Consider the following 23,480-nt stretch of genomic DNA (forward strand, 5'->3'; position numbering starts at 1 on the left):
CATCCGGGGCCGGAACCGCTGGGAGATGTGGTGGATGGTAGACAAGAGAGCCTTGATTATCGGCGTAACCGGGCAGGACGGCGCTTATCTCAGTGAATTGCTGCTTGCCAAGGGATATATCGTGCACGGCCTGAAAAGGCGGTCTTCCTCATTCAATACCGGCCGGATCGATCATCTTTATCAAGATCCCTTCGAGGAAAACCTTCGCTTTCGTCTTCACTTCGGTGACCTCACGGACGCCACGAACCTGTGCCGGGTCATTCAGGAGGTCCAGCCCGACGAGATCTATAATCTCGGCGCCCAAAGCCATGTCCAGGTCAGCTTCGAGACGCCGGAATATACGGCAAATGCGGATGCGCTTGGCACGCTGAGGCTGCTTGAAGCCATGCGCATTTTGAACCTCGGCGACCGTTGCCGGTTTTATCAGGCGTCCACATCGGAGCTGTTCGGGGGGATGGGCACTGTTGCCCAGCACGAGGGTACACCGTTCTATCCGAGAAGCCCCTATGCTGCGGCAAAACTCTACGCATACTGGATGACGGTCAATTACCGGGAAAGTTACGGCTTTCACGCATCCAACGGCATTCTCTTCAACCATGAGAGCCCGATTCGCGGGGAGACATTCGTCACGCGGAAAATCACGCGCGGCGTTGCCGCCATCGAACGCGGTCTCATGAGCAAGCTGCGTCTTGGCAATCTCGACGCAAAGAGAGACTGGGGGCATGCGCGCGATTATGTTGAAGGCATGTGGCGCATCGTGCAGCAGGAAATACCCGAGGACTATGTGCTCGCAACCGGCGAGGCACATACGGTGCGGGAATTCGTTGAGCTTGCTTTCGGCGTGGTCGGCAAGACCATCGAGTGGAACGGCGATGGCAGTGACGAAGTGGGATACGACGCCAAAACCGGCAATACGATCATCGAAATCGATCCCAGATATTTTCGTCCGGCGGAAGTGGATTTTCTTCTCGGCGACCCCAGTAAGGCGCGCAGGAAACTCCACTGGAGCCACTCGACTTCCTTTTGCGACCTCGTTCAGGAAATGGTCGAAGCGGATCTTCGCCTCGTGATGTTGGAAGAGGGAAGAAATGAATTTGTCGCATAAATCGCAAGAAATCCCGTTCAGCTTGAATGGCAAGCGCGTCTGGGTTGCCGGCCATACCGGAATGGTCGGCTCGGCACTCGTGCGACGTCTGGAGCGCGAGAATTGCGAAATTCTCAAGGTCTCTCGCAGCGAGCTTGATCTGACCCGACAGTACGAGACGGAGCAATGGATGGCGGCGGCAAGACCGGAGGTCATTTTTGTCGCTGCCGCCAAGGTCGGAGGCATCGCAGCAAATGCGGCCTATCCGGCGGACTTTCTTTACACCAACACGCTCATTTCGATGAATATCATGAAATCGGCTGCCGATATCGGTGTCGAAAAGCTTCTCTGGATGGGATCTAGCTGCATCTATCCGAAATTCGCAGCACAACCGATCACGGAAAATGCCCTTTTGACAGGTCCGCTGGAGCCGACCAACGAGGCCTACGCGATTGCGAAGATCGCGGCGCTCAAGCTTTCCCAATTCTATTCCAGTCAGTACGGCCTGAATTGCGTCTCCGTCATGCCGACCAATATTTATGGGCTGAACGACAATTTCGATTCGCAAAGCTCACACGTCATTCCTGCGATGATCAGGAGAATGCATGAAGCGAAAATCAGCGGTCAGAACAAGATTGTTCTATGGGGTACGGGCAGTCCTTTGCGTGAGTTTCTCCATGTGGACGATCTGGCGGATGCCTGTTGCTTCCTCATGAAATCATCTGCGCATTTTCCGCTGATCAACATCGGCTCGGGGCGGGAGATATCCATCCGCAATCTCGCCCATCTGATTGCGGGTATCGTCGGCTACGATGGGCAGATCGTTTTTGACACCAGCAAACCGGATGGAGCCCCCAGAAAGCTGCTCGATTGCTCGCGGCTCAATGCGCTTGGCTGGAACTCGACGGTCGAACTCAGATACGGAATTCAGGATTTGTATGAGTGGTGGCGACACCCGAAGTCGCTGCAATCGGATATGTTACGACAAGCGGCAAGATGAGATCATCAAATTCCCTGATATCATCGGTTTTGCTTGCCGCCCTTGCGCTCGCATTTTCAGGTCTCTCGTTTGCCGGGCAGCCTGCGGTGCGGGGAGGGCAAGAGCAAGGCAGCCAACCTGATCCACGGCAGTTCGGTTTCCCGATACCTGTTCCAGAACCACGATTGCCGGATGATGCGGATGCCTTCAATCCGCCGTGGATAGAGGTAGGCGGCAAGGGTCCGGCAATCGCGGAGATTTCGAGAACGGCGGGCGCTGGCGAGGTTGTCTCGATGACCGGCGTCGATCTCGATAGACGAACGGGTTTCGAAGTCTTTTCGCAACACCCCGGTGCCGCGGAGGGCGTGGTGACGCCAGTGGCGCCGCTGACGGCTGACGCGACGGCGGCGACGACGCTGCTGCCAGCCACGCTTCCTTCATGGTCCACCTACCTGATCAGGCCCCGGCGGGGCACTGTTCAAGGACGCAGCTTTGCGATCAATCGCACGGAAAGCTGGTGGATCGGGCCGGATGCCGCAGCGCCGGGAGCGATCGTCTCGGTCTATGGACGCAACCTTTCGCGGTCCAACGGGACCAGCCAATCCTATCTCTATATCAAGCCGGTCGCTGTCGCCGGCTGGTATGTTCCGGTAATTTCCGTCAACCCCTTCAAGGTCGATTTCGAGGTGCCGACTCTGCCACCGGGCAATTATGAGGTGTGGGTTCACAATACCCATGGCGGCCGCTTCGGCTGGAGCGGTCCGCTGACACTTGACGTCCTGTCGCAATCGCCATGGGCGGGGCAGGATAAAAAGCGCGTCGATGCCAGGCAGTTCGGTGCAACGGGCGATGGCATGACCGACGACACCGCAGCCATTTTGCGCGCGCTCGACGCCGCGGCCGCAACGGCGCCATCGGTTTTGTATTTCCCCGCCGGGATTTATCTCGTGACAAAGCCTTTGATTGCGCCCGCCAATGTGGCGTGGTTCGGGGAAGGGGTGAATAAAACGGAGATCAGGCTGAACCAAGGGATTGATCAGAGCATGGTTGTCGTTAATGGCGACGACACCCGGTTCGGAAACCTGACCCTCAATGCCAACCGCAACATTGCCGGTAAACCTCTTCTTGCTTTGCGCAACACCAAAAACACACGGCTGGATTCCGTACGCATCGACGCCTGGGGCGTGCCGGCGTTCGATGCCCAGGACACCGTAGGGCTTTTTGTGCATGCGTCCGAGCTGATCGAGAACGGATCCTTTTACGGCGCGAGCCGGCAGGTGTTTTTCTCCAACAACCGGTTCCGGATGACGGGTTACGGCGAATCCGTCGTCGCGCTATGGGGTGGGCGCGATTTCGCCATGACGGGCAACGAGCTGACAAATGCGGATGAAAGCCGCGACGACGGTCATGGCATCGGACGTTTTTTTGTTGCCCAGGCGCATTTCGGGAGCATGCGAAACCTCTATTTTGAGAAAAACATCTCGCGAAACGCCGCGCCCCACGACTGCACCAAGGTCGATTGCAACAAGGGCGAACAGATCTGCTTCGAGATCGTCGGGAGCAAGCTTAAAAACGATTTCGTCCGCGCTTCCTCGAACTCGGTTACCTTCAAGTCCCTGTCGGATCTGGGGGATGCCACGCCGGGCGGTTTCGATCTCGTCATCGTTGGCGGGCGAGGTGCCGGGCAACACCGTCACATCGCATCGACGGACGGTTCTGTCGTTCTGCTCGAGCAACCCTGGAATGTCGTGCCGGATCGAACGAGCCGTTTTGCTCTGGCAGCGACCGCATCGAGAGCCGTGATATACGATAATGTGTTCGATGGCAGGTCAAGCTATGCGGAGCATGATTCCGATTCCACCGGCGTTCTTCTCTACGGCAACGTCTACGACGTGGTGGTCGACAGCAACCGCATCTCTCAGATGCGACACGGCATGATGACGGTTGCGCTGGACTCGACGCGGGGACTTAGCCCGTATTTCCTGCAATATTCCAACAATAGTGTGACACGCAGCAACAGCGGCCTCTATGTCGGCACGACATTCGCGGATTCCGGGGTTGCCGGCATCTGGGGCGGTTTGGGGAATATTTATCGCAGGAACCGGTTTACGGATATCGCCTATATCGGCGTCGAATATGAAACCTGGAACCATCCCGGCGCCGACTATAATGGGACGGTCTTCGATGGAAATACCTTCGCCAACGTCCGTTACGGCTTCGTAGATGCCTACAAACTCATGTGGACGCATGACGGCAGCTTCAAGGCCGGACCGGCCCGAACGCTCAAGGCGGATCAACACGGTGCTCTACGACAATCATTTTACCCGAGGAACGCCAGGGCCCGTTCAAAGTGCGGGTTTCGTGACGATGCATCCGCAGAACAGCTGGGTAAATGTCGGCTCCACATGGAGCGGCTTTGCAACGGGAAACGGGGGCCCTGAGGCCGGCACCGTTAAATCGTCCTCCAATGCTGCAAGGCCAACACCTGATTGAACCGGAGTCGATTCCTGCGAAAATCCCGGCAAACTACCTCTAATGACGTATCTGCGGTGAATTGACGAGCTGCCGGAAAGTGGCGAATATGGCTCAATAAATCAAGGCCATGCAATACCACGGGCCATTGAAATTCTGGCTCGGCGGTTTTCATTTCAGGCGAGGGGACCGACGGATCGTTCGTTACTCCATGAGTGGCGAGCGGTCTGTGGTTCCAGTTTGACTGGGGTAATATTCCTGCAAATTTCAATCTGAACCCGTCGGCACGACAAGATTTGCGCGGCGTTGGTGATGGTTTGTGCAGAACGCAAATAGGCTCGCCCGGTTGAACGAGCGAGCCCTCCCAGTTACCAGGTAAACCCCGGTTACCAGGGACCCGCCAAAGTATCAGGGGGCGACGGGTTACTCTTACAAACCGCTTTTATCGCTTCGGTTCAATCTGGCTATAAGCGGTAGGGTCCACATCCATCCATCTGCTGTCTGTCAAATTTTCGCGCTTTGGGTAACGTAAAAGGATAAAAGCGTTAGGGTTTGAGAGACGTCACTTGGCCGGTCCGGTTTCCGTCGCCATATTGAGCCAGGCTCGGACGTCGGTCGCCGTGATCCAGATCTGTCCATCGAACGCAAACATTCCCTTCTCGATTTTGGATGTCGCTATCGTCGCAAACACATCGACGAATTGCGCCAGACGTTGCGCATCGCACTGCGGTGGGGACTGAATGTCGTTCAGGGCATCTTGAGTCACATGGACGGGCTGCAGCCCTCTTTCGCCGTTCAAGATGATGACGGCACGCTGCCTGACCATGTGATAACCAACCGGAACGATCGCAGATTCCATCTCCGTCTCCCCCGACACTTGTGCCGATTGTTTCTGTTCTCTGGAGGAAATAAGGAGCCTACCGATCGGAACGCCGGCAAGCTCTTTTGATTGGTGCGGGCCTACAAGACTGTTGGAGGGCACTATTCAGGATAGCAAATTGCGCGCTGGTGCTATAGCTCTCCAAAAGCGGTAGCTGCTTTGCAGGGCCGCTCAAGCAGGGGCATCAGAAACGCTCGTCTTTCTAGTTGACGCTTCCTGTGACGACCGCTGCCGAAACCGGATCTCTGCCGGATACCGACAGGCGGACGCGGACGACGTCCCCAGCGCGGACCTGCGTATGCTCGTCCGCAGCTGTTTCGCGATATGTGCCTGCAACCTGACGCACGATGAAGAATTTGGTCTGGATCATGTCCTCAAGGCTGGAAACCCGCCGCGCCGCCGAGCCGATCTCGGCCATGGATTGAAGGCTGAAGGCCAGCTTTTTCTTCAAACGCATGATGTCCAGGGAGGTCTCCCGCAGTTCGGTCGCGGCGTCATTGTGCCTTTTGCTCTTCAGCTCCAGAATACGCCGCTCCACTTCGCTCTTGTTTTGTTGCGCGCGCGCCAGGAACGATGTCGATTCCAGCACCTGCTGGTTCATGGACAGCAGTTCGCGCTTGCGCTCTCTCAGGGCAGATTCGGAGGCTGCACCGCGCGTGACAAGTTCCTTCGAGGCGTTGACGTCCATGTCAAGCAACTCAAGTTGCTGGGTGCGCATGACGTTGCTTTTCTGGAGCGTATCTATTTCCTGAATGAAGTTCTGTCGCTGGACCTCGAGGTTGGTCTTTTCGTCCTGCTGCGCCGAGAGGCGAAGGCGAAACAGACTTTTTTCAGATTCTACGATCTTCTCCAGTGCGGTGCGATCCCGGACAAGTCCGATTTCGTCGCCCCTATATTCGAATTCGGTGTCGTTCAGTTCCGCTTCCAGCCGGACGCGCCGGATATCCTGCGACAGGAGTTGCATCGACATATCTTCATATTCCTGCTGGGCAGCGATCAACTGTATGCCCGAGGTATCCCTCTGTGCATTCGATTCGCGCAATCCTCCGCCGAGTGCGAAGAGTTCAAGCACGATCATGCCGGGACGATATTCATATTTTCCCGGCTTCTGGACGTCGCCGACAACGAAGATCGGAGCATATTCCTTGACCGCGACGGCAACGGAGCGGTTTGCCACATGGCTTGCCAGATCGCGGCTGATCCGCGAACCGATTTCGTTCACCGTCTGGTCGACCACGTTGACGTTGCCAAGAAGCGGATAACCGATCGTTCCATCTGCACTGACTGGGAAGAGGCCGGTCAGGCCCGGGTCGCCATAGACGGAGATCGTCAAGACGTCGCCGGTAGCGACCTTGTAGTTGGTGCCATCTGCAGCGGCCGGTAATTGGCAAACGGCCAGAGACAGAAAGGTGGTGCTGGCCATCATCAGGGAAAAGCCCTTGGACCTTGTCACGAAGCGCATGTTTCACCTCTCGCTATGGACGACAGCCGGGGGGCGCAGGCCGGTCGCCCGTTTCCGCAGCTTGAAATGAGTATTCCAGTCCCGGAAAATCCTCGGCCAGACCGGGGGTTGACGCTTTCTCGGGCGTCGTATTCCGTTGAGGATAATGCCCGTGATCGGCCGGCCCGCGACCCGCAGCTTGATGACGGCATTTTTCATGCCCGTGCCATCGGCGACGTCCTGTCGGACCACAAAGGATACGGCGTCCGACAGACTGGCGATCCGCAACAGGTCGAGGTCATGGGCAACGGATGGGGCCTCGATCAATACCAGTTCGTATCGCTGTCTCGCCTCTGCAATCAGGCCGGCGAAGCGCTTGCTTCCGAGAACAAGATTTGGCGGCAGGTCGCTTTTCTCGGCGACGATGATGTCGACCCCGGAGGCCTGATCGCGTTGCATGACGTCGTCCAGGGACACCTCGCGGCTGACCGCCTGGGCAACATGCAATGTCGATCCCACATCAAATTCCCCCCCGAGAGCCGGGTTCCGCAGATTGGCATCGATCAGCAGCAGATTAACGCCGCTCATGGCAAGAGATCTGGCAAGGTTGGCAATCACGAACGTCTTGCCTTCCCCATCGGCCGAAGAGGTGAAGGCGATCACTTTCGCCTTGCTCTCGGCCAACTGTATGTGGGTCTGAAGGTCGGCAAACGCGCTGTAGAAATCCGCCGCGCCGCTGCTGAATTTCCCGGGCTTGTTCTGGAACTCTCCGAAGGAAATGCGTGGAATGCGCCCGATGACGTTCAGTCCGGTTTTCTGCTGAAGAGACGTGATGGAGCCAACGGACCGGTCCGTAAAGTTCAGGATAAAAGCTGCCGCCAAGCCGGTGCTGCAACCGAGAAGAAGCGCAACCAGACCCCACAGACGCTCGTCAGGACTGGTCGGTTTACGGGACGGCATGGCGCTCGATATGATCCGCGCCTCGGCAGTTGCGATACCGTCCTGTTCGATGGTCTGCTTGTAGCGTGCGAGGTATGTCTCGTAGATCGAGCGGTTCGCTGCTGCTTCCCGGTCAAGTTGCCCGGATTGAACCATTGCCATATCCGTCGTGGAAATGGCGCGTTGCACATCATTGAGGCTGGCCTCGACTTCTTGCCGCTGTTTTTCGTTGACCTCGATCTCGTTTCGCAAGGCAGCGATGATCTGCGCGATCTCTGAATCGATCTGCTTGTTGAGTGAACTGAGCTGGGAGGATAACTGCGGACGCTCCGGACTCATGACGGCGCCGCTTTCATCGATCTGGGCAATGGCTCTGATGACCCTTGCCTGCTCGGCCCTTAAAAGCTGGATCGATGGTGAGGACAGAACTTCGGTGATCCCGAGCCCATCGCCGTTTTTCTGCAGTTCGAGCGCTGTGGCCAGGCGCGCCCTTGACCCCGCCAGTTTGGCCTGTAGCGTCGTCAGCTCGACATTAAGACTTGAAAGACGCTGCGACTGCAGCGGAAGACCACCAGTGTCTATCAATCCGGATTTTTCGCGAAATTGCGACGCCTGGCGTTCGGACTCCTCGAGTTCCGTCCGCAGACTGACCAGCCGCTCCCCGAGCCACGCGCTCACACGCCGGGTTGCTGTTGTCTGGAGGTCGATCTGGTAGTCGATATAGGCTTCCCCGAAGGCATTGGCGACTTTTGCGGCAAGCGCCGGATCGCCGGCATAATAGGAGATGTAAATCGTGTACGACCGGCCATCATTCATCACACGAACATTGGTCATGAGGTCATCGATCATTTTCGATGTCTCGGCGTCATTGCCAAGCACGATCGCGTCGGTGGTCGCCCGGTCGGCTTTGGTTTGCCGCCCTTCGAGCAGGCGATCTTTTTGCAGGATGACGAGAACCCGTTCGGCCATGGACCTCGACCCGATGATATCGAGTTCGGTTCGAAGCACCGGGCTTTCCTGAGGCAGCGGAGACACCACGGATTCGGTGGGGAGCGCCTGAAGCTTGCGGACATCAAGTGCAAGGGTCGCCTCGGCCTTGTAACGGATCGGAGTTCGCGCATAGCCGATTGCCGCGATTGTGAAACTGGCGAGAAAGCAGATGAAGACGGCTCTGCGCCGCTCCCGCAGGATGGATATGAAGCGGGAAATACCTTCCTGCTCACCCGGAGATGATGACGACTGGATCATGACGGTTCCTGCTGTAAGCGGGGCATTCGGTAGCGGTCGGTGACTGGCGTGTGCTTAGCGCTCGTACGCCATGTCGCCGATCTTGCAGGCAACTTCCGTGCGGTTGGTTGCCCCAAGCTTCTTCATGATATTGCGGATATGCACCTTGATGGTGCTTTCGCAGAGGTTCAGTTCCAGAGCGATATCCTTGTTCGCCTTTCCGCACCGCAGGGCCTCCGCGATAGCCGATTGACGGCTTGTAAATTTCATCGGCGGTATGGCCGCGTGTGCCGTCAGGCCGAACAGACTTTTCATGTTCATGACGCTGCTGGCCGGTATGAAACGGCCGCCCGCGATTGCAAGACTGATCGCCTGGACGCAGACATCGACGCTGACGGAGCTCGATATATACCCGCGCACGCCAAGAGCGATCGTATCAAGGATGGTATTGATATCCTGATCGTCGGAGAGCACGACGACGGCGGCCGGCGAAACCGCAGCGACAATCTCCGCAAGCTCGCGGTTCGTCTCTGCCGACGGACCAGGCCAGGCACTGACCAGAACTGCCGCAGGCATGCCGATTTCCGCGCGTGCCTGTTGCCATTCGCCGAGATTGGAGAAGGTCAGGATGCGCCTGTCCGCATATTGATAGTTGAGACTATGGGCGAGGCATTCCCGCTCGAGCATGCGACGATCTATGATGCCGATATAGCCAGCCGCACTTGATGCGGCCTGCGGATGCGGTGCGCCTTCCGGCGGGTTCTCGGAGATGTGGTTATGGATCATGACGAAAATGCCCCCTGTATTGTTTTTGGTTTCTTTTAATTTCCGAAAAACGTCGATTTCGTACCGTCAACAGGCTTTCGCCTGTTTCAGGCGAACGTCAGCTTTCTAACGGTAAAGGCTTCCGCAAAACGTGTAGGCGCACGGCACTCCATCCCCCGCAGCCGCGCCAGGCCGCGAAATGTATCCGCATCGAACCAGTCCTTGGATCTCTGTGTTCCAAAATGCTGCAAGAGAAGCTCCACCTTCATGTTCATCGCGTCTTCGCTCAACGGCACGTAGGCGTTTCGTCTGCCGAAATCGCCATCCCATTTTGGGATTTCGTATTCCATGATCAGGTGATTTCTGAAGATGTTGGATGTGAGCCTGTTGATTTCGCGGTGATCCTGATGCGCGTCCTCGCGGCTATGCGTGAATATGACGTCGGGGCTGACTTTGTCGCGCAATGTCAGCAGCCATGACTTGATCTCGCGGCTCTGCGAGGGAAAGTAGCTGTCCTGAAACGATGCCAGCTCAATTGAGTAGGATGCTGCTTTTGCAAGAAAAGCTTCGGCGGAACTGCGTGCCTCCAGGGCCCGCTCGTTGCCGGCACTGAGGACACACCAATAGACATCAAGCAATACGCCCTTTGAAAGCAGACTGAGGACCGTGCCTCCGACGCCGATCTCAATGTCGTCGGAGTGAGCTCCTAGACAAAGGATCGACAGGCGATCACCGGCGGAGGCGAGGGACATGTTTTTCATGGCAGCAGCTTCGTGTTTGACGACTTGCGTGCAATTGACCCATCGTCTCCAATCCATGGCATGTCACCACGCTCGACCATCGCCTCCAACGTCTGCCAGTCGCGCAGCGTATCCATTGACCGCCAGAAACCCTCGTGTTTGTAGGCCATCAATTTGTCTTCGGAAATCAACCTCGAGAACGGTTCCAGGACGAGTTCTTCACCCTCGCGCATGTAGTCGAAAATTTCCGGCCGCATCAGGAAGTAGCCGCCGTTGATCCACATATCGGATGTTTCCGACGACCGAAATTCCCGGACCCTTCCGCTCTCGTCGATTTCCGCCAGGTGGTAGGTGAGGGGCGGTCTGACAGCCAGAAAACAGGCGAGCTTGTCGCTCTTTTCGAATTGGGCAATCATGTCGTCGAGATCGACGTCGGTCAGGCCGTCGCTATAATTGGCAAGGAACATCTTCTCGCCCTTGAGATGATGACGTACGGCCCAGAGACGTTCGCCTATATTGCGCCATATCCCCGTATCGATCAGGGATACCCGCCAGTCCCTCGGCAGTTCCTCGAGCAACTCCACGCGTCCGGGGCTCGAGATGACGCAGTCGGCATAGCTTTCCGGCCGGCTGTTCAGGAAGAATTCTTTTATGACATGCGCCTTGTAGCCAAGGCAGAGGATGAAGTCCTCATGCCCGAAACGGGCGTAATATTGCATGACATGCCGCATGATCGGTTGAGACCCGAGCGGGATCAGCGGTTTCGGTACGCTTTCGGAATATTCCCTGATGCGGGTACCCCTGCCACCGCAGAACAAGACGACCTTCATTGTACCAACTCCTTCGGATCAATGATGGATATGTCGGGAATTGGAACGATGAATTTCCCGCCCCAATTTCTGATGTCGTTCATTTGTGCAACGATCTCAGTCTTCAGGTTCCAGGGGAGAATGAGAACGTAGTCCGGTTTTATGCGCTGGATTTCGCTGACGGGGCGGATCGGGATATGCATTCCCGGCGTGAGGCGACCATGTTTGTAAGGGTTGCGATCGACTGCAAAATCGATGAAATCGGTGCCGATACCGCAATAATTCAGCAGAGTGTTGCCCTTTCCCGGTGCGCCATAGGCGCAGATCGATTTGCGCATCTCCTTGAGGCGGATGAGGAAAGACAGCAGGTTTCGCTTTGTCTGGCGCACGGCTTCGGAGAAGGCCGTATAGGTCTCTATTCTGTCGAGCCCGGCATTCAGCTCCCGTTCCAGGAGGCTATCCACGCGGGCTTCACGCGGAAAATTGCTGTCCTCGTGCGAGAAAAAGACCCGCAGCGAACCGCCATGTGTGGGGATCTCTTCGACATCGAAAACCTTGAGCCCATGACGGCGCGCCATTTTTTCTATGGTCAGCAATGAGAAGTAGGAAAAGTGCTCGTGATAGATGGTGTCAAACTGGTTCTCTTCGATGAGCTTTTCGATATGCGGGAACTCAAGGGTGATGACGCCTTCAGGCTTGAGCAGGGCTTTCATGCCGGCAACGAAATCGTTGATATCAGGCACCTGTGCGAGGACATTGTTGCCGATGATGAGATCGGCTTTTTGTCCCCTGGCCGCCATATCGGTTGCCAGAGCCTCGTTGAAAAATTCCGTGAGTGTCGGAATACCTTTGCCGATCGCCACCTTTGCGACGTTCACCGCCGGTTCAATTCCGAGCATCGGGATGTTGCTGGTCAGGAAATGCTGCAGCAGGTAACCGTCGTTGCTGGCAAGCTCGACAACGAAACTGGATTCGCCAAGCGCGAAGCGCTCGATGACCATGTCGCAGTACCGCTTTGCGTGAGCGACCCAACTGTCCGAGAACGAGGAGAAATACGCGTACTCCGTGAAAATATTCTCGGGCGCTACATATTCCTGAAGCTGGACAAGGAAGCATTCGTCGCAAACGAATGCGTGGAGCGGATAAAACGGCTCGACGTCGTTGGCTGCGTCAGCTGCGACGAAGCTTTCGCAGGGCGGAGACATTCCAAGATCGACGAAGGTATGCACCAATGGCGAGCTGCAAAGACGGCAAAGCCCGACGTGATGCGTCGAGCTCAGTCTTGCAGAAAAAACTGCCTCATTATTCATCTGACGCCCCCCTGATTTCATCGCATTGTCTTCGAGTGAATTTCAGAAAATTCTTTTATTAACTGGAAAAAATACTATGGATCAGGGTGGGTGACGATACTGCATTCGGCTCGAAAACGTCATCCATAAGCCGTAGGGTTATATTGGAATTCGCTAAAATTCGCTTCCGGCGGCTGGTTTCCGCAACCGAAAGGGTGACTTATTTGCCAGCCCGCCTTCAAGGTATGGTGCTGCCTATGGGTGTATTCCGGAGCCGCTGAAATGGCGGAGAATTCTTCTTGAATACGGGGTTGCATCAGGAGCGCCGAATGCTGTTTGAGAAGACGAAAATCGAGGGGCTCTGGGTCGTCAGTACGGTGCCTGTGCGGGACAGTCGCGGCTCTTTTGCCAGGACGTTCTGCAAGCGCGAATTTGAGAGCAACGCGCTGGTATCGGACTTCAGTCAGCACAGCCTTTCTCTATCAAAGCTTAAACACACCGTTCGAGGGCTGCATTTCCAGCGACCGCCGCATCAGGAGACAAAGCTGGTTTCCTGCGTCAAAGGATCTATCTGGGATGTCGCCGTCGATCTGCGCCGCGGCTCGCCGACCTATCTGCAATGGGTTGGCACGGTGCTGTCGGCCGACAATGGCGCGCAGTTCTACATTCCCGAGGGTTTTGCACACGGCTTCCAGTCGCTCAGCGACGACGTTGCTGTGTCCTATCTGATTTCGGTGCCCTATGCCGAGGCAAGTGCGGCAGGGATCCGTTATGACGAGCCCGCGATAGGTGTAGAATGGCCGGCGCCACCCTCGGTCATATCGGAAAAGGACCTCGGTTGGCCCGCTTTGCAATGAAGGTCTAGCGCGTCAGGAAACCGAGGTTCGAGACAAGGCCCGCCTCGAGCAGCCTGCCGGCAGCGCTCGCAATATCGACAAACGGCATTTTAGACCTTTCGGCGATATCCAGTAGCGAGTTGGTTCCATCGGCGAGGTTGAGTATCCATAGATAGGCCATGGTACGGTCGTCATTCGTCTTATGGCCGCCTATCGCAGGAAAAAGCCCGTATTTCCCCAGCTGTGGCTCACCCTTGGGCCGAAGGTTCAACGGCGTCCAGTTTTCTTCGAGAGCATCGATCATGTCCATGATCATCCAAAAGGATGAGTCGAGATGTTTGGGCTCGATGAAGTCGAGATTGTCGGCCGAGGTGTGGTATTCCGGAAAGGTTCCGAAAGCGCTTCTCTGCAGCAGTCCGACCGGCAGGTTGAAGCCCGGCGAACAGAATTGGCGCTCGTCATAGCCGTAGGGAATGAAGTCGGCGATTGCCAGATGTTTGCGATCCTCTCCGCAGCGGGTGCAGGCGGCGATCCGGTCGACCAGTGCATCTCCCCTGCGGCTGCGCTTGTAGTTCGGCCCGCCCCCGTCACCAATGCACGAAACCACAAGACCATGCGCAATGTTCGATATCCCGTCTTCGTTCTGCGCAAGCCATGACAGGGAGCCGATCGTTCCGGGTGCGAAGACGAACCTGTAGCTGTAATATGTGGACCTGCTTTTCAGGCCTGCAGCAAGACACGTCAGCAATGCAAGGCCGGAACAATTGTCGTTTGCGAGCGACGGGTGACAGATATGCGCGAAGAGAAGCACCTCTTTGGTGCTTTGTCCGATATGCAGATATTCGCCGTAATACAGATTGCCTGACGCCTTTTCGGTGTCGATGACGACTTCATAGTCGCCTTCCTCTAGCTTGAGGAATTCATGATGCGACATGCAAAAGCCCCAGGCATCCGTGTAATAGGCTGTTTTGTAAGGAATGAGATCGGGTTGTGCCGGCAAGGTGTAGATATGCGCTTGCAGTTCGGCCAGCGGCATCATGCGACGTTGAGGGATGCTGTAGCTCATGAGATGCAGGTTCGACATTCGAAAATCGATCACCTTGCGTCCCGCCGCGTTCTTCACATAGGCGTCCCGGACGTTCCATTCCTGGGGCACCGTCCAGTCGAAAACCCGCGTCCCGCTTGGGACGGCGCGCTGCTCGATATCGATATAGTCTTTAAGGATATCGATGGTGTCGCGCACGCCTTTGCCGGTGATGCTGCGGCAGATCGGAAAGAGGCGGGAAGCCAGATCATGAATAGTCTGGCCGATACCTGCCTCTCTCCATGCATTGCCTGTCAGCTTTGCACCAGGCTCGATCTTGCCCATCCGGGCCTCCTGTTTAAACCGATGCCGCGATATCGGCGTTCTGGCGCGGCGCGGTCATGGGGCGGCGCAGGTTGATGTCGATATCCTTGTCGCCGATCAGCTTCTGGAGTTGGCCGATCCGCTGATAGTGCGGTCCCTCGAATTCGGCCATTGTCAGGCCGGCGCTCTTGTAGGCCCGGTAGAGTTGCTCGGCACCTGCGGCCGCCGTCCATGTCGGTTTGAACGCCGGAAGCGCACGGGCGATCTTGCCAAAGTCGACGCGGTAGGAACGGGTATCGGGGCTTGCATCGCTCGCATATTGCAGCCGGCATCCGGGCACCGTGAGAGCGACGATTTCGGCAATCTCCCGGATCTGATAGTTGTGCGCATCCTGTCCGACGTTGAAAGCCTGATTGTGTATGGCATCGGTCGGCGCTTCGAGCGCAGCCAGAAAGGCGCGCGAAATATCCTCGATGTGAACGATTGGGCGCCATGGCGATCCGTCGGATTTCAGGAGGATCAGTCCTTCCGTCACCGCCCAAGCGGTCAGGTTGTTGAGTACGATATCGAAACGCAGCATGGGCGAAAGGCCATATGCTGTTGCCGGACGCATATAGACCGGTGAGAAGCCGGGGCTCGCGAGGCTTGCAATCTCCCGCTCCGCCAAGACCTTCGACGTGCCGTAGGCCGATACCGGTTTCAGCTCGGCCGTCTCGTTGACCAGTCCTTCGCCAGCGGCGCCGTAGTTGCTGCACGACGAGGCGAAGATGAAACGCTTGACGCCTGCCTGCTTTGCGGCTCGCGCTGCCCGAACGCTGCCGCGGTAATTGATCTCATAGGTAATTTCCGGATTGAGATTGCTCAGCGGATCGTTGGACAGCGCCGCAAGATGAATGACAGCGTCGAAACCTTCCATATCCGAAGGCTGGATATCGCGGATGTCCTTGCATACGCCGGGGACCTGCGGCAAAGGTCCGCCTGGAACATAAGCGCAGCGATGGTAGAATTCAGTGTCATAACCGTGTACTTCGTGACCCGCCTTGCGCAGGATGGGTACCATGACGGAGCCGATGTATCCGCGATGCCCGGTGACTAGAACGTGCATGAAATTTCCCCTCAAAATCTATTTTCGATCGCAACGAGCGTATCTTTTCAGGCTAGATCGATGCACCGCGCAAAGCGGCTGTATCGATAATGCGAACGGTCTAGGTGCCCCGGCCGGTTAAGGCTTTCGGATGCTTTCCGATAATTCGGGCATGTCGGCCATGACCAACCCATGGCTGGCCTGATGCTGCGCGTTGCCGTTGAAACGCCGGAAGACGACATCGGATGGGCGTCCTGTCAGGAATTTGTCGACGCCGTATTCCAGCGCTTTACGGTAGACGACGAGCGCTCCATCGATGGCGTCGAGCGTTTTGGCTATATCCTCGTCCTCATGCGTGTAGCTTACAACGAGAGACGGTGCGAGAAGGCCGCGACGGATGGTTTCCTGCAGAAACAGCGAGCGAAAAGCCTGAGACGGCTTTCCGGTCTGGTCCAGCGTGAAGTAGCTGAGGCAGGCAGAATGGCCCTGGATGCCGAAGTAGGAATCGAGCCCGTGCGCAATTGCGATCTGGCTGATGGCGGCGCGCAGCGAATTTCCCTGTCGGACCAGATGTGGGACCACGGGTTCCTGCGTGTAAACCTTCATGGTTGCGATGGCCGCCGCCATCGCATGCGTTTCCGCGCCATGCGTCGTCGAAAGCAGGAAGACGCGGGGGGCATCGATTTGATCGATACCGCCTCGTTCCATGAACTCACGCTTGCCGGCAAGTGCGGAAATCGAAAAGCCATTGCCCAGCGCTTTGCCGAAACAGGATAGATCGGGGACGATATCGTATGTCTTCTGCGCTCCACCAGCATCCCAGCGGAAGCCGGTGATCATTTCGTCGAGAATAAAAAGCGCGCCGTTTTCGTGGCAAAGATTCTGGAGTTTGTGAAGAAACTGGTCCCGAGGCGGATCACCGCGCGACGGCTCCAGAATGAAGGCGGCTATGCGGCCTGGAAAGCGGTCAAACAGACTGCGCGCACTCGCCAGATCATTATAGCTGAAGCCAAGGACCAGATTCTGGATCGCCTGAGGAATGCCCGCATTCATCTCCGTTGTTCCGATGAACCAGTCGTCGGTGGAGAAAAAGGGGTGGTCGCTGCAGCGCGCGATCAGGTCACGGCCGGTAACAGCCCGTGCAAGTCGTATCGCGGCGGATGTCGCATCGGAACCGTTCTTGCAGAATTTGACCATTTCGGCCGTCTGGATCGTATCGAGAAAGGTCGATGCGCAATCCACCTCGATCTTTGACGGGCGCGTGAAATTGCAGCCGCGGTATAGTTCCGCACGCGCCGCCTCTACGATGTCGGCATAGGCATGGCCAAGGCCGACAGCCCTGTTGCCCATGCCGTACTCGATATATTCATTTCCATCGACATCCCAGACATGACAGCCATATCCCCTTTCAATGAAGCCGGGAGACAGGACAGGGTACTGGTCGTCACCCTTTGCATAGGTATGTGCGCCGCCCGGTATGATGTTGCGGGAGCGCAGGCGCAGTCGATCCGAGTTTTCGAAATTTTCGACGAAAGTTTGCATAGCGAAATCCCGGGTCCATATGTCCAATGACCAGAGATTACCGTATCCGGCTCGGTGGCCGTTACCCCGTCTTTATGCTTGGAATGCTAGCCGAAAGGCTTAGAGGAGATGTACAACCTTCTTGTCATAATCGCTCCGATGCGTTTGCATCGTGCGGGGCCCGACACCCGCAGGCAATTATGAATTTACAACAGGTTCACTGCACGACACATGACTAGTTTTTGAAGAGATCGGATATTTTAAAGATCACTTCCGTTCTGTTTTTGGCGTCGACTTTCTTCATGATATTGCGAATATGTACCTTTACGGTGCTTTCACGAAGATTGAGTTCATAAGCGATGATCTTGTTTGGCTTGCCTTGCGTCAAGGCGTTGATGACATCGACCTCACGTTGGGTGAACATGGCCGTGCGCTGACGTTCCTTGTCTTCCGCAACCACGAGCAACTGCCTGAGATCGCTCAGATTTTCAGCTGATACGAAAGCGCCGCCCGCCAATGCAAGTGAGATGGCGCCCACGCACACCGCCAGTCCTATCGACGAGGAGATGTATCCACGAACTCCCGCGTCGAACGCCCTCATGACCTGACGCAGATCGCGGTTTTCCGCAAGAATGACGACCGGCAGATAAGGGAAGTCGGCAATGAATTCCCGCAACTCATGAAGGGATACGTCATCGCAAAAATCGCTGCGACCGACGTTGACCAGGATGCCGCTATGCTGGCCGTTTGGAGCATGTCTCCAGTCGTCGAGTGATGAAAACAACTCGACTTCCATATCAAGGCCGTATGCGATCAGGCTCTGAGCCAGACACTCACGGTCGAGCGCGCGGTCGTCGATGATCGCCAGCTTTCTAACCGAAGTTTCCATAGGTTTCGAATGCGCAACCACATGGAAATTTGATGAGAATTGGCTATGTCCGTTGTTGGGAACTGATGTCAGCATGTTATGTCCTATCCGCGCTAAAGAGTGCTTTGCGGATCTGTCTGGCTTGGCAGAGACGCAACCGAAGAGTTTCTTTCTAAGATTCGGCACAACGGACGTTTGAGGTAATGCAACCCGGAACGCCGTCATCAATCAGAACTTCGGAAGCGACTCTATTGCGGTCTGGATTTTTCGGAATTTAAAATCGGCCAGAAATCAACAGACGTGGCACTACCCGAATTTCGACTCCAGCATCCTACAATGGAGTATCGCAACTGGAAAAGGTTCGGAAATTACTCACTTTTGATTGAGATTTCGATGTGGCGTTCAATCTGGCATGATGTGGGCAGACAACCAGACACGCCAGAACTGTTGAAATATAATTCTTTCAGGCCATCATCATGTTTTGCGTGACACCACTAACTATAATGGATGAATTATAATCGCGGCCGGATTGATTTATCATCCTCCATTCGTGCTTTTGTTTGCGATGTCAGCAACTTATGCGTGTTAATCGCATTTTGAAATTGCACCTCACGACAATCGGACGCGCTGCACCCCGCATGTGACGGGGCTTGGTGACTATGTATCCCTGACGAATGATCTCAAGGCCTTGATGGCTGCTTTCAAGACTTGTTGACCCACAACGCCTGACGCTTCGTAAGGGTCGATCTCTATTTGGAATGCGCGTCAATTTTAACGAGAGTGAATATGGCGGAACGCGGCGCGGATAGTAACAAGGTTCCTTCTACTTTCGAGGTAGACACCGGTCCGATGTCCGGATCACAGGAAGCAAGTCCTGTTAGGATGTTCCCGATTGTCGGCGTTGGAGCTTCATCGGGAGGACTGAATGCGTTCAGAGCCCTGCTCAAAGCGTTGCCTGAAAAAACCGGCTGTGCGTTTCTTCTCGTTCAGCATCTTGACCGGTCGCATGAAAGCATGCTCGCAGAACTTCTGGCGAGCGAAACGAATATGGTCGTAACGGAGGCTGTCAACCTTGCCTTGATAGAGCCCGAGCACGTCTACGTCATTCCACCAAAATTCCTGATGTCGGTTGACGGAGGAAGGATATATCTGTCGCCCCGGCGGGAACTGCATGAGGCACCTCTGCCGTTTGATTTTCTCCTGGGTTCTATGGCCAAGGAATTTGGACCGTGGGCGATAGCAGCTGTCCTGTCCGGCACGGGGTCAGATGGCTCATCCGGCGTCCAGCAGATCAGGGATTTCAAGGGACTTGTTCTGGTCCAGGAGCCTCAAGAGGCACAGTTTGGCGGCATGCCCGAAAGTGTTATTTCGCTGGGCATTGGCGCTACGGTTTTACCGGTCGAAAAGATGCCTGCGGCCATCGCCAAACATATTGCGCTGTTGTCGCGGCTTCGAGCCGATCACTCGATGGTGCGCCAAATGCCCCAGCTGGGCCGGATCATCGAGATATTGAGGGTTTCCACAGCGAATGATTTTTCGGCCTATAAACATGGAACGCTGCAGCGCCGTGTCGAAAAACGCATTGCGGTTCTCGGTATCGAGATCGAGGAGATTGACCGATATCTTGAGATGCTCGAAAACAGCGAAGAAGAGCGGCAAAATCTCGTCAGGGATCTTCTGATCAACGTCACCAGCTTCTTCCGCGACGGGAAGGTGTTCGACTTTCTACGCGATACCATTATTCCGGATATTCTCCACGCAAAAGCGGCTCACGGGGCAGTGCGGGTCTGGGTCGCTGGATGCAGCACGGGGGAAGAAGCATATTCTCTGGCTATTCTCTTCCTCGAGCTCATTCAGTCCATGGGCCTTCGTCTCCAGTTTCAGATGTTTGCCTCGGACGCCGATGGCGAGGCGGTCGCAATTGCCAGAGACGGACATTATTCACATGAGGCGACCAAATCGCTGCCGACGGACTTGCTGGAAAAATATTTCGTAAGGGATGACAACGGATACACCGTGACGGCGCAACTGCGTGGGGCGGTGGTATTCACCGTGCAGAATGTCCTGAGCGACCCACCGTTCTCACGGATCGATCTGATTTCATGCCGCAACTTGTTGATTTACCTTGAAGCGGACGCCCAAGCCAAGGTTTTGTCGCTTTTCAGGTTCGCCTTGCGGGAGAACGGCATTTTACTGGTCGGAAAATCCGAAACCGTTGGCGGAATGGATGACCGTTTCAAGCTGATTTCGGAAACCGAACGGGTATATCGGCGTATCGGGCCGCCGGTTTTCGGTGATCTTAATTTCGGCGTGGCTCCGGGTGGAAATGTCAGAATTCCCTCTTCGCTAGGAAAGGTGACTTCAGCTTCGAGGCACAGTGCGCTTGCCGACGCGGTTGCCCAGGTTCTGCTGGGTAGCTACGTGCCCGCCGCGATCCTCGTCAATCGAAAGTATGAATATCTTTACTCCATCGGCCCGACAGCAAGGTTCCTGCGGATCGCTTCAGGCCCGGCATCGCATGATCTGTTCGCCATGACACCGAAGGCGATCCATAATAAGATCAGGTCTGCGATCCACCGTGCGACCCGGGATCAGAAGCCATTCGTAGCCAAGAATGCAAAACTCGACAGCAACGGCGCGCATATCGAGTTCAGCATTCACGTCGAACCGCTGTTCAGTCAGGGTGAAGAGCTGTTCCTCATATGTTTCGTGGAAGATGCTGCGCAGGCCAACAGGGTTGTCCGATCGCAGAAATCATCGACGACAGATGCGTCGCCCATTACCGAGCTGGAATTCGAACTGGAGGAGACACGGGCGGAATTGCAGGGCGCCATACGCAATCTGGAAATTGCCAGCGAAGAACAGAAGCAGATCACCGCCGAAGCACTGTCTCTGAATGAAGAGTATCAGTCGACGAATGAGGAACTCGTTACTTCGAAAGAGGAGCTGCAATCCCTCAATGAAGAGCTGACAGCCCTCAACAATCAATTGCACGAAGCACTGGAGCGTCAGCGTGCAGTTTCCAACGATCTGCAAAACGTCTTGTACAGCACCGATGTCCCGACGCTCTTTCTGGACGCCAGTCTTCGTATACGGTTTTTCACACCAGCCACCCGGTCAGTATTCAAGATTATATCGTCCGATGTCGGCCGCCCCCTCTCGGACCTTAGCGGCTTTGACGGCGACATTACGCTTCAAGCCGATGCGATGGCGACCCTCCAGGACGGCAATACGATCGACAGGGAGATAGGAGGACCTGACGGCCGCTGGTATGTCCGCCGCGTCAAACCCTATCGCGGCGAGAGCGGGACCGTCGACGGGGTCGTTATCACATTCATCGATATGAGCGCCCAGAAACAGGTTGCGGAAAGCAGGGAGGCTGCAAAGAAATCCGCCGAGCGGGCGACTGAGGCAAAGTCGCAGTTCCTGTCTGCGGCAAGCCACGATCTGCGTCAGCCGCTGCAAACCTTGAAGCTGTTGCAGGGGCTTTTGGAAAAGAGCGTGGGCGAAGGCCAGGCGCGCACTTTCGTTCAGAGGATGGAGGAGACGCTGTCGTCGATGTTGGGAATACTCAACTCCGTTCTCGACATCAACCAGATCGAAGCGGGTATGGTGGAACCTCAGATCGTGAGCTTTGCAATAGGCGATCTTCTGGGAAGGCTCTTCAAGGAATTTTACTACCCCGCTCAGGCCGCCGGGCTGCAACTCCATGTCGTGCCGTCCAGCCTTGCCGTTCGCACCGATCCGCGTCTGTTCGAGCAGATCGTTCGCAACCTTCTGTCCAATGCGCTGAAATATACGACGAGCGGCAAAATTCTGGTCGGTTGTCGCCGGCGCGGTACGAAGGTTCGCTTCGAAGTGTGGGACACTGGCATCGGCATTCCCGAAAACCATATCGAGGATGTTTTTCAGGAATACCTCCAGCTCGATGCGCCTGCTGGAACGGAAGACCGTGGTTTGGGGCTGGGATTGTCGATCGTCAAGCGGCTCAGCGAGCTTCTCGAACTAAGGGTAGTAGTGCAGTCACGACTGCATAAAGGTTCGGCATTCATGATCGAGATCGATCACGCACCGGCAGGTGAGCCGCTTGTACCACTTCCTGCGCCAGTGGATGACCATTCGAACCAAGCGGCTGCCCTTTCGTGGGCGTCGGTTCTGATCATAGAAGACGAAAACGGCATGCGTGATCTGCTCAAGATGGGACTTGAGCAGACTGGATATGTGGTGGCTGCGACCTCTACGGCTGCTGAGGCACTCGCGATTGTTCGAGGATTGCAGTTCACGCCCGACGTCATTCTCGCAGACTACAATCTCCCTACCGGCGGGAATGGCATAGCTGCGATTGGAGATATCCGGCAAGCACTCCGCCGAAATGTTCCGGCGCTCATTCTCACAGGCGATATTTCAAGCAAGGCCCTGAGGGCTTTTGCACAGCACGAAATTCCGTATCTGCACAAGCCGGCGAAACTCAAGGACGTCGTGCAGGTCGTCGAGACCCTGGTTGTTCGCCAAACCGACGAGAGGGTAGTGCACATAAGCGAACCCGAATACATGAGGCCGATGACGGGTCGGCTCATCGAAGTCATCGACGACCAACAGGACATCAGGGACAATTTGCGCGCTCTTTTCGAAGGAGAAGGCTGGACGGTTGCAACCTATGTATCGGCAGAAGAGTATCTTGCAGATTACCAGCCGGAAAGATCAGGTTGTCTGCTTGTCGATGCGTATCTGCCGGGCATGGTCGGCATGGAGTTGCTGCGTTTGCTGAAAGAAAAACATCATCGGTTTCCGGTGATTGTGATCACGGGTCGCAGCGATGTCCGTATGGCAATCAATGCGATGCGATATGGAGCGGCCGATTTCATCGAGAAGCCGTTTTCTTACCAGGAAATATATCGGAGCGTGCAATCGGCCCTCGAGCGATCGCGTGATGCAAACGAGCGCGAAGAGCGGCGTGAAACGGCTCGTGCCACGCTGGCAACGCTTACTCGCAAGCAACGCCAGATCCTTGACCGGATTGTTCAGGGGCAGGCCAACAAGGTTATTGCAGCCGATTTGAAGCTTAGTCAGCGCACTGTCGAGAACCATCGCGCATCAATCATGCGCCGAACGAAATCCGCTTCGTTGCCGGCGCTGTTGCGGCTTGTCCTGAATGCCGAAGAATAGGCCGTCATCATCGAAAATTTGGCCGGTCGATC

16 protein-coding genes are annotated in these 23,480 nt (G+C 55.8%); 5 read left to right on the top strand and 11 right to left on the bottom strand.

The features are described from left to right. The first annotated feature begins 34 nt into the window (after nt 1-34). The 3 genes from gmd to CRO62_RS12340 all read left to right on the top strand — a co-directional run bounded on the left by gmd (nt 35) and on the right by CRO62_RS12340 (nt 4,504). Nucleotides 35-1,105, top strand: coding sequence for a GDP-mannose 4,6-dehydratase (gmd, locus tag CRO62_RS12330; protein ID WP_097100336.1), 1,071 nt, complete (start codon nt 35-37; stop codon nt 1,103-1,105). Further along, on the top strand, nt 1,089-2,084 hold the full coding sequence (locus CRO62_RS12335) for a GDP-L-fucose synthase family protein (protein WP_179783931.1): 996 nt from the start codon (nt 1,089-1,091) through the stop codon (nt 2,082-2,084). Before gmd ends, CRO62_RS12335 begins: the two co-directional genes overlap by 17 nt. Before the next feature lie 164 nt (nt 2,085-2,248). Then, nucleotides 2,249-4,504, top strand: a complete 2,256-nt coding sequence (locus CRO62_RS12340) for a glycoside hydrolase family 28 protein (protein ID WP_323455487.1) — start codon at nt 2,249-2,251, stop codon at nt 4,502-4,504. 593 nt (nt 4,505-5,097) lie between these two features. Here the strand turns inward: CRO62_RS12340 and CRO62_RS12345 are convergent. From CRO62_RS12345 to CRO62_RS12375, 7 genes are all read right to left on the bottom strand, one after another. Continuing rightward, on the bottom strand, nt 5,098-5,394 hold the full coding sequence (locus CRO62_RS12345; protein WP_003517645.1) for a hypothetical protein: 297 nt from the start codon (nt 5,392-5,394) through the stop codon (nt 5,098-5,100). Between the two features lie 223 nt (nt 5,395-5,617). Further along, a complete protein-coding gene (locus CRO62_RS12350) occupies nt 5,618-6,877 on the bottom strand; it encodes a polysaccharide biosynthesis/export family protein (protein ID WP_097100337.1) in 1,260 nt (419 codons plus the stop codon). Nucleotides 6,878-6,880: 3 nt separating this feature from the next. Next, nucleotides 6,881-9,043: a GumC family protein gene (locus CRO62_RS12355; RefSeq protein ID WP_097100338.1), complete on the bottom strand. Its 2,163-nt coding sequence runs from the start codon at nt 9,041-9,043 to the stop codon at nt 6,881-6,883. 54 nt (nt 9,044-9,097) lie between these two features. Further along, nucleotides 9,098-9,808, bottom strand: coding sequence for a helix-turn-helix transcriptional regulator (locus CRO62_RS12360; RefSeq protein ID WP_003517638.1), 711 nt, complete (start codon nt 9,806-9,808; stop codon nt 9,098-9,100). Nucleotides 9,809-9,894: 86 nt separating this feature from the next. Beyond that, entirely contained in the window at nt 9,895-10,548 is a 654-nt protein-coding gene (locus CRO62_RS12365; RefSeq protein WP_026330955.1) for a PIG-L deacetylase family protein, read from the bottom strand. After that, on the bottom strand, nt 10,545-11,357 hold the full coding sequence (locus CRO62_RS12370) for a glucose-1-phosphate cytidylyltransferase (RefSeq protein WP_097100339.1): 813 nt from the start codon (nt 11,355-11,357) through the stop codon (nt 10,545-10,547). The genes CRO62_RS12365 and CRO62_RS12370 overlap by 4 nt, the downstream gene beginning before the upstream one ends. Continuing rightward, the gene (locus CRO62_RS12375) at nt 11,354-12,646 is read right to left on the bottom strand and encodes a class I SAM-dependent methyltransferase (RefSeq protein ID WP_097100340.1); all 1,293 of its coding nucleotides are present in this window, start codon (nt 12,644-12,646) and stop codon (nt 11,354-11,356) included. Before CRO62_RS12375 ends, CRO62_RS12370 begins: the two co-directional genes overlap by 4 nt. A gap of 308 nt (nt 12,647-12,954) precedes the next feature. On the opposite strand from CRO62_RS12375, the gene rfbC reads away from it, so the two are divergent. After that, the gene (rfbC, locus tag CRO62_RS12380) at nt 12,955-13,482 is read left to right on the top strand and encodes a dTDP-4-dehydrorhamnose 3,5-epimerase (protein ID WP_097100341.1); all 528 of its coding nucleotides are present in this window, start codon (nt 12,955-12,957) and stop codon (nt 13,480-13,482) included. A 4-nt stretch (nt 13,483-13,486) separates the two neighbouring features. Here the strand turns inward: rfbC and CRO62_RS12385 are convergent, their stop codons facing one another. The 4 genes from CRO62_RS12385 to CRO62_RS12400 all read right to left on the bottom strand — a co-directional run bounded on the left by CRO62_RS12385 (nt 13,487) and on the right by CRO62_RS12400 (nt 18,378). Further along, entirely contained in the window at nt 13,487-14,830 is a 1,344-nt protein-coding gene (locus tag CRO62_RS12385; protein WP_097100342.1) for a DUF4910 domain-containing protein, read from the bottom strand. 13 nt (nt 14,831-14,843) lie between these two features. After that, nucleotides 14,844-15,914, bottom strand: coding sequence for an NAD-dependent epimerase/dehydratase family protein (locus CRO62_RS12390; protein WP_097100343.1), 1,071 nt, complete (start codon nt 15,912-15,914; stop codon nt 14,844-14,846). Nucleotides 15,915-16,031: 117 nt separating this feature from the next. After that, entirely contained in the window at nt 16,032-17,435 is a 1,404-nt protein-coding gene (locus tag CRO62_RS12395) for a glutamate-1-semialdehyde 2,1-aminomutase (protein ID WP_097100344.1), read from the bottom strand. Nucleotides 17,436-17,649: 214 nt separating this feature from the next. Further along, complete coding sequence (locus CRO62_RS12400; RefSeq protein WP_003517620.1) at nt 17,650-18,378, bottom strand: LuxR C-terminal-related transcriptional regulator; 729 nt, start codon at nt 18,376-18,378, stop codon at nt 17,650-17,652. A gap of 786 nt (nt 18,379-19,164) precedes the next feature. Here CRO62_RS12400 and CRO62_RS12405 point away from each other — a divergent pair. Beyond that, nucleotides 19,165-23,448, top strand: a complete 4,284-nt coding sequence (locus CRO62_RS12405; RefSeq protein WP_097100345.1) for a CheR family methyltransferase — start codon at nt 19,165-19,167, stop codon at nt 23,446-23,448. The last annotated feature ends 32 nt before the right edge of the window (nt 23,449-23,480 follow it).

The organism is Rhizobium sp. AN6A, assembly GCF_900215635.1.
In the GTDB taxonomy this organism is placed as follows: domain Bacteria; phylum Pseudomonadota; class Alphaproteobacteria; order Rhizobiales; family Rhizobiaceae; genus Agrobacterium; species Agrobacterium tumefaciens.

Bases quoted from the DNA above. Each gene is read 5' to 3' on its own strand.
- gmd (WP_097100336.1), top strand. From the start codon at position 35: ATGGTAGACAAGAGAGCCTTGATTATCGGCGTAACCGGGCAGGACGGC.
- CRO62_RS12335 (WP_179783931.1), top strand. From the start codon at position 1,089: ATGAATTTGTCGCATAAATCGCAAGAAATCCCGTTCAGCTTGAATGGC.
- CRO62_RS12345 (WP_003517645.1), bottom strand. From the start codon at position 5,394: ATGGAATCTGCGATCGTTCCGGTTGGTTATCACATGGTCAGGCAGCGT.
- CRO62_RS12350 (WP_097100337.1), bottom strand. From the start codon at position 6,877: ATGCGCTTCGTGACAAGGTCCAAGGGCTTTTCCCTGATGATGGCCAGC.
- CRO62_RS12355 (WP_097100338.1), bottom strand. From the start codon at position 9,043: ATGATCCAGTCGTCATCATCTCCGGGTGAGCAGGAAGGTATTTCCCGC.
- CRO62_RS12360 (WP_003517638.1), bottom strand. From the start codon at position 9,808: ATGATCCATAACCACATCTCCGAGAACCCGCCGGAAGGCGCACCGCAT.
- CRO62_RS12365 (WP_026330955.1), bottom strand. From the start codon at position 10,548: ATGAAAAACATGTCCCTCGCCTCCGCCGGTGATCGCCTGTCGATCCTT.
- CRO62_RS12370 (WP_097100339.1), bottom strand. From the start codon at position 11,357: ATGAAGGTCGTCTTGTTCTGCGGTGGCAGGGGTACCCGCATCAGGGAA.
- CRO62_RS12375 (WP_097100340.1), bottom strand. From the start codon at position 12,646: ATGAATAATGAGGCAGTTTTTTCTGCAAGACTGAGCTCGACGCATCAC.
- rfbC (WP_097100341.1), top strand. From the start codon at position 12,955: ATGCTGTTTGAGAAGACGAAAATCGAGGGGCTCTGGGTCGTCAGTACG.
- CRO62_RS12385 (WP_097100342.1), bottom strand. From the start codon at position 14,830: ATGGGCAAGATCGAGCCTGGTGCAAAGCTGACAGGCAATGCATGGAGA.
- CRO62_RS12390 (WP_097100343.1), bottom strand. From the start codon at position 15,914: ATGCACGTTCTAGTCACCGGGCATCGCGGATACATCGGCTCCGTCATG.
- CRO62_RS12395 (WP_097100344.1), bottom strand. From the start codon at position 17,435: ATGCAAACTTTCGTCGAAAATTTCGAAAACTCGGATCGACTGCGCCTG.
- CRO62_RS12400 (WP_003517620.1), bottom strand. From the start codon at position 18,378: ATGCTGACATCAGTTCCCAACAACGGACATAGCCAATTCTCATCAAAT.
- CRO62_RS12405 (WP_097100345.1), top strand. From the start codon at position 19,165: ATGTTCCCGATTGTCGGCGTTGGAGCTTCATCGGGAGGACTGAATGCG.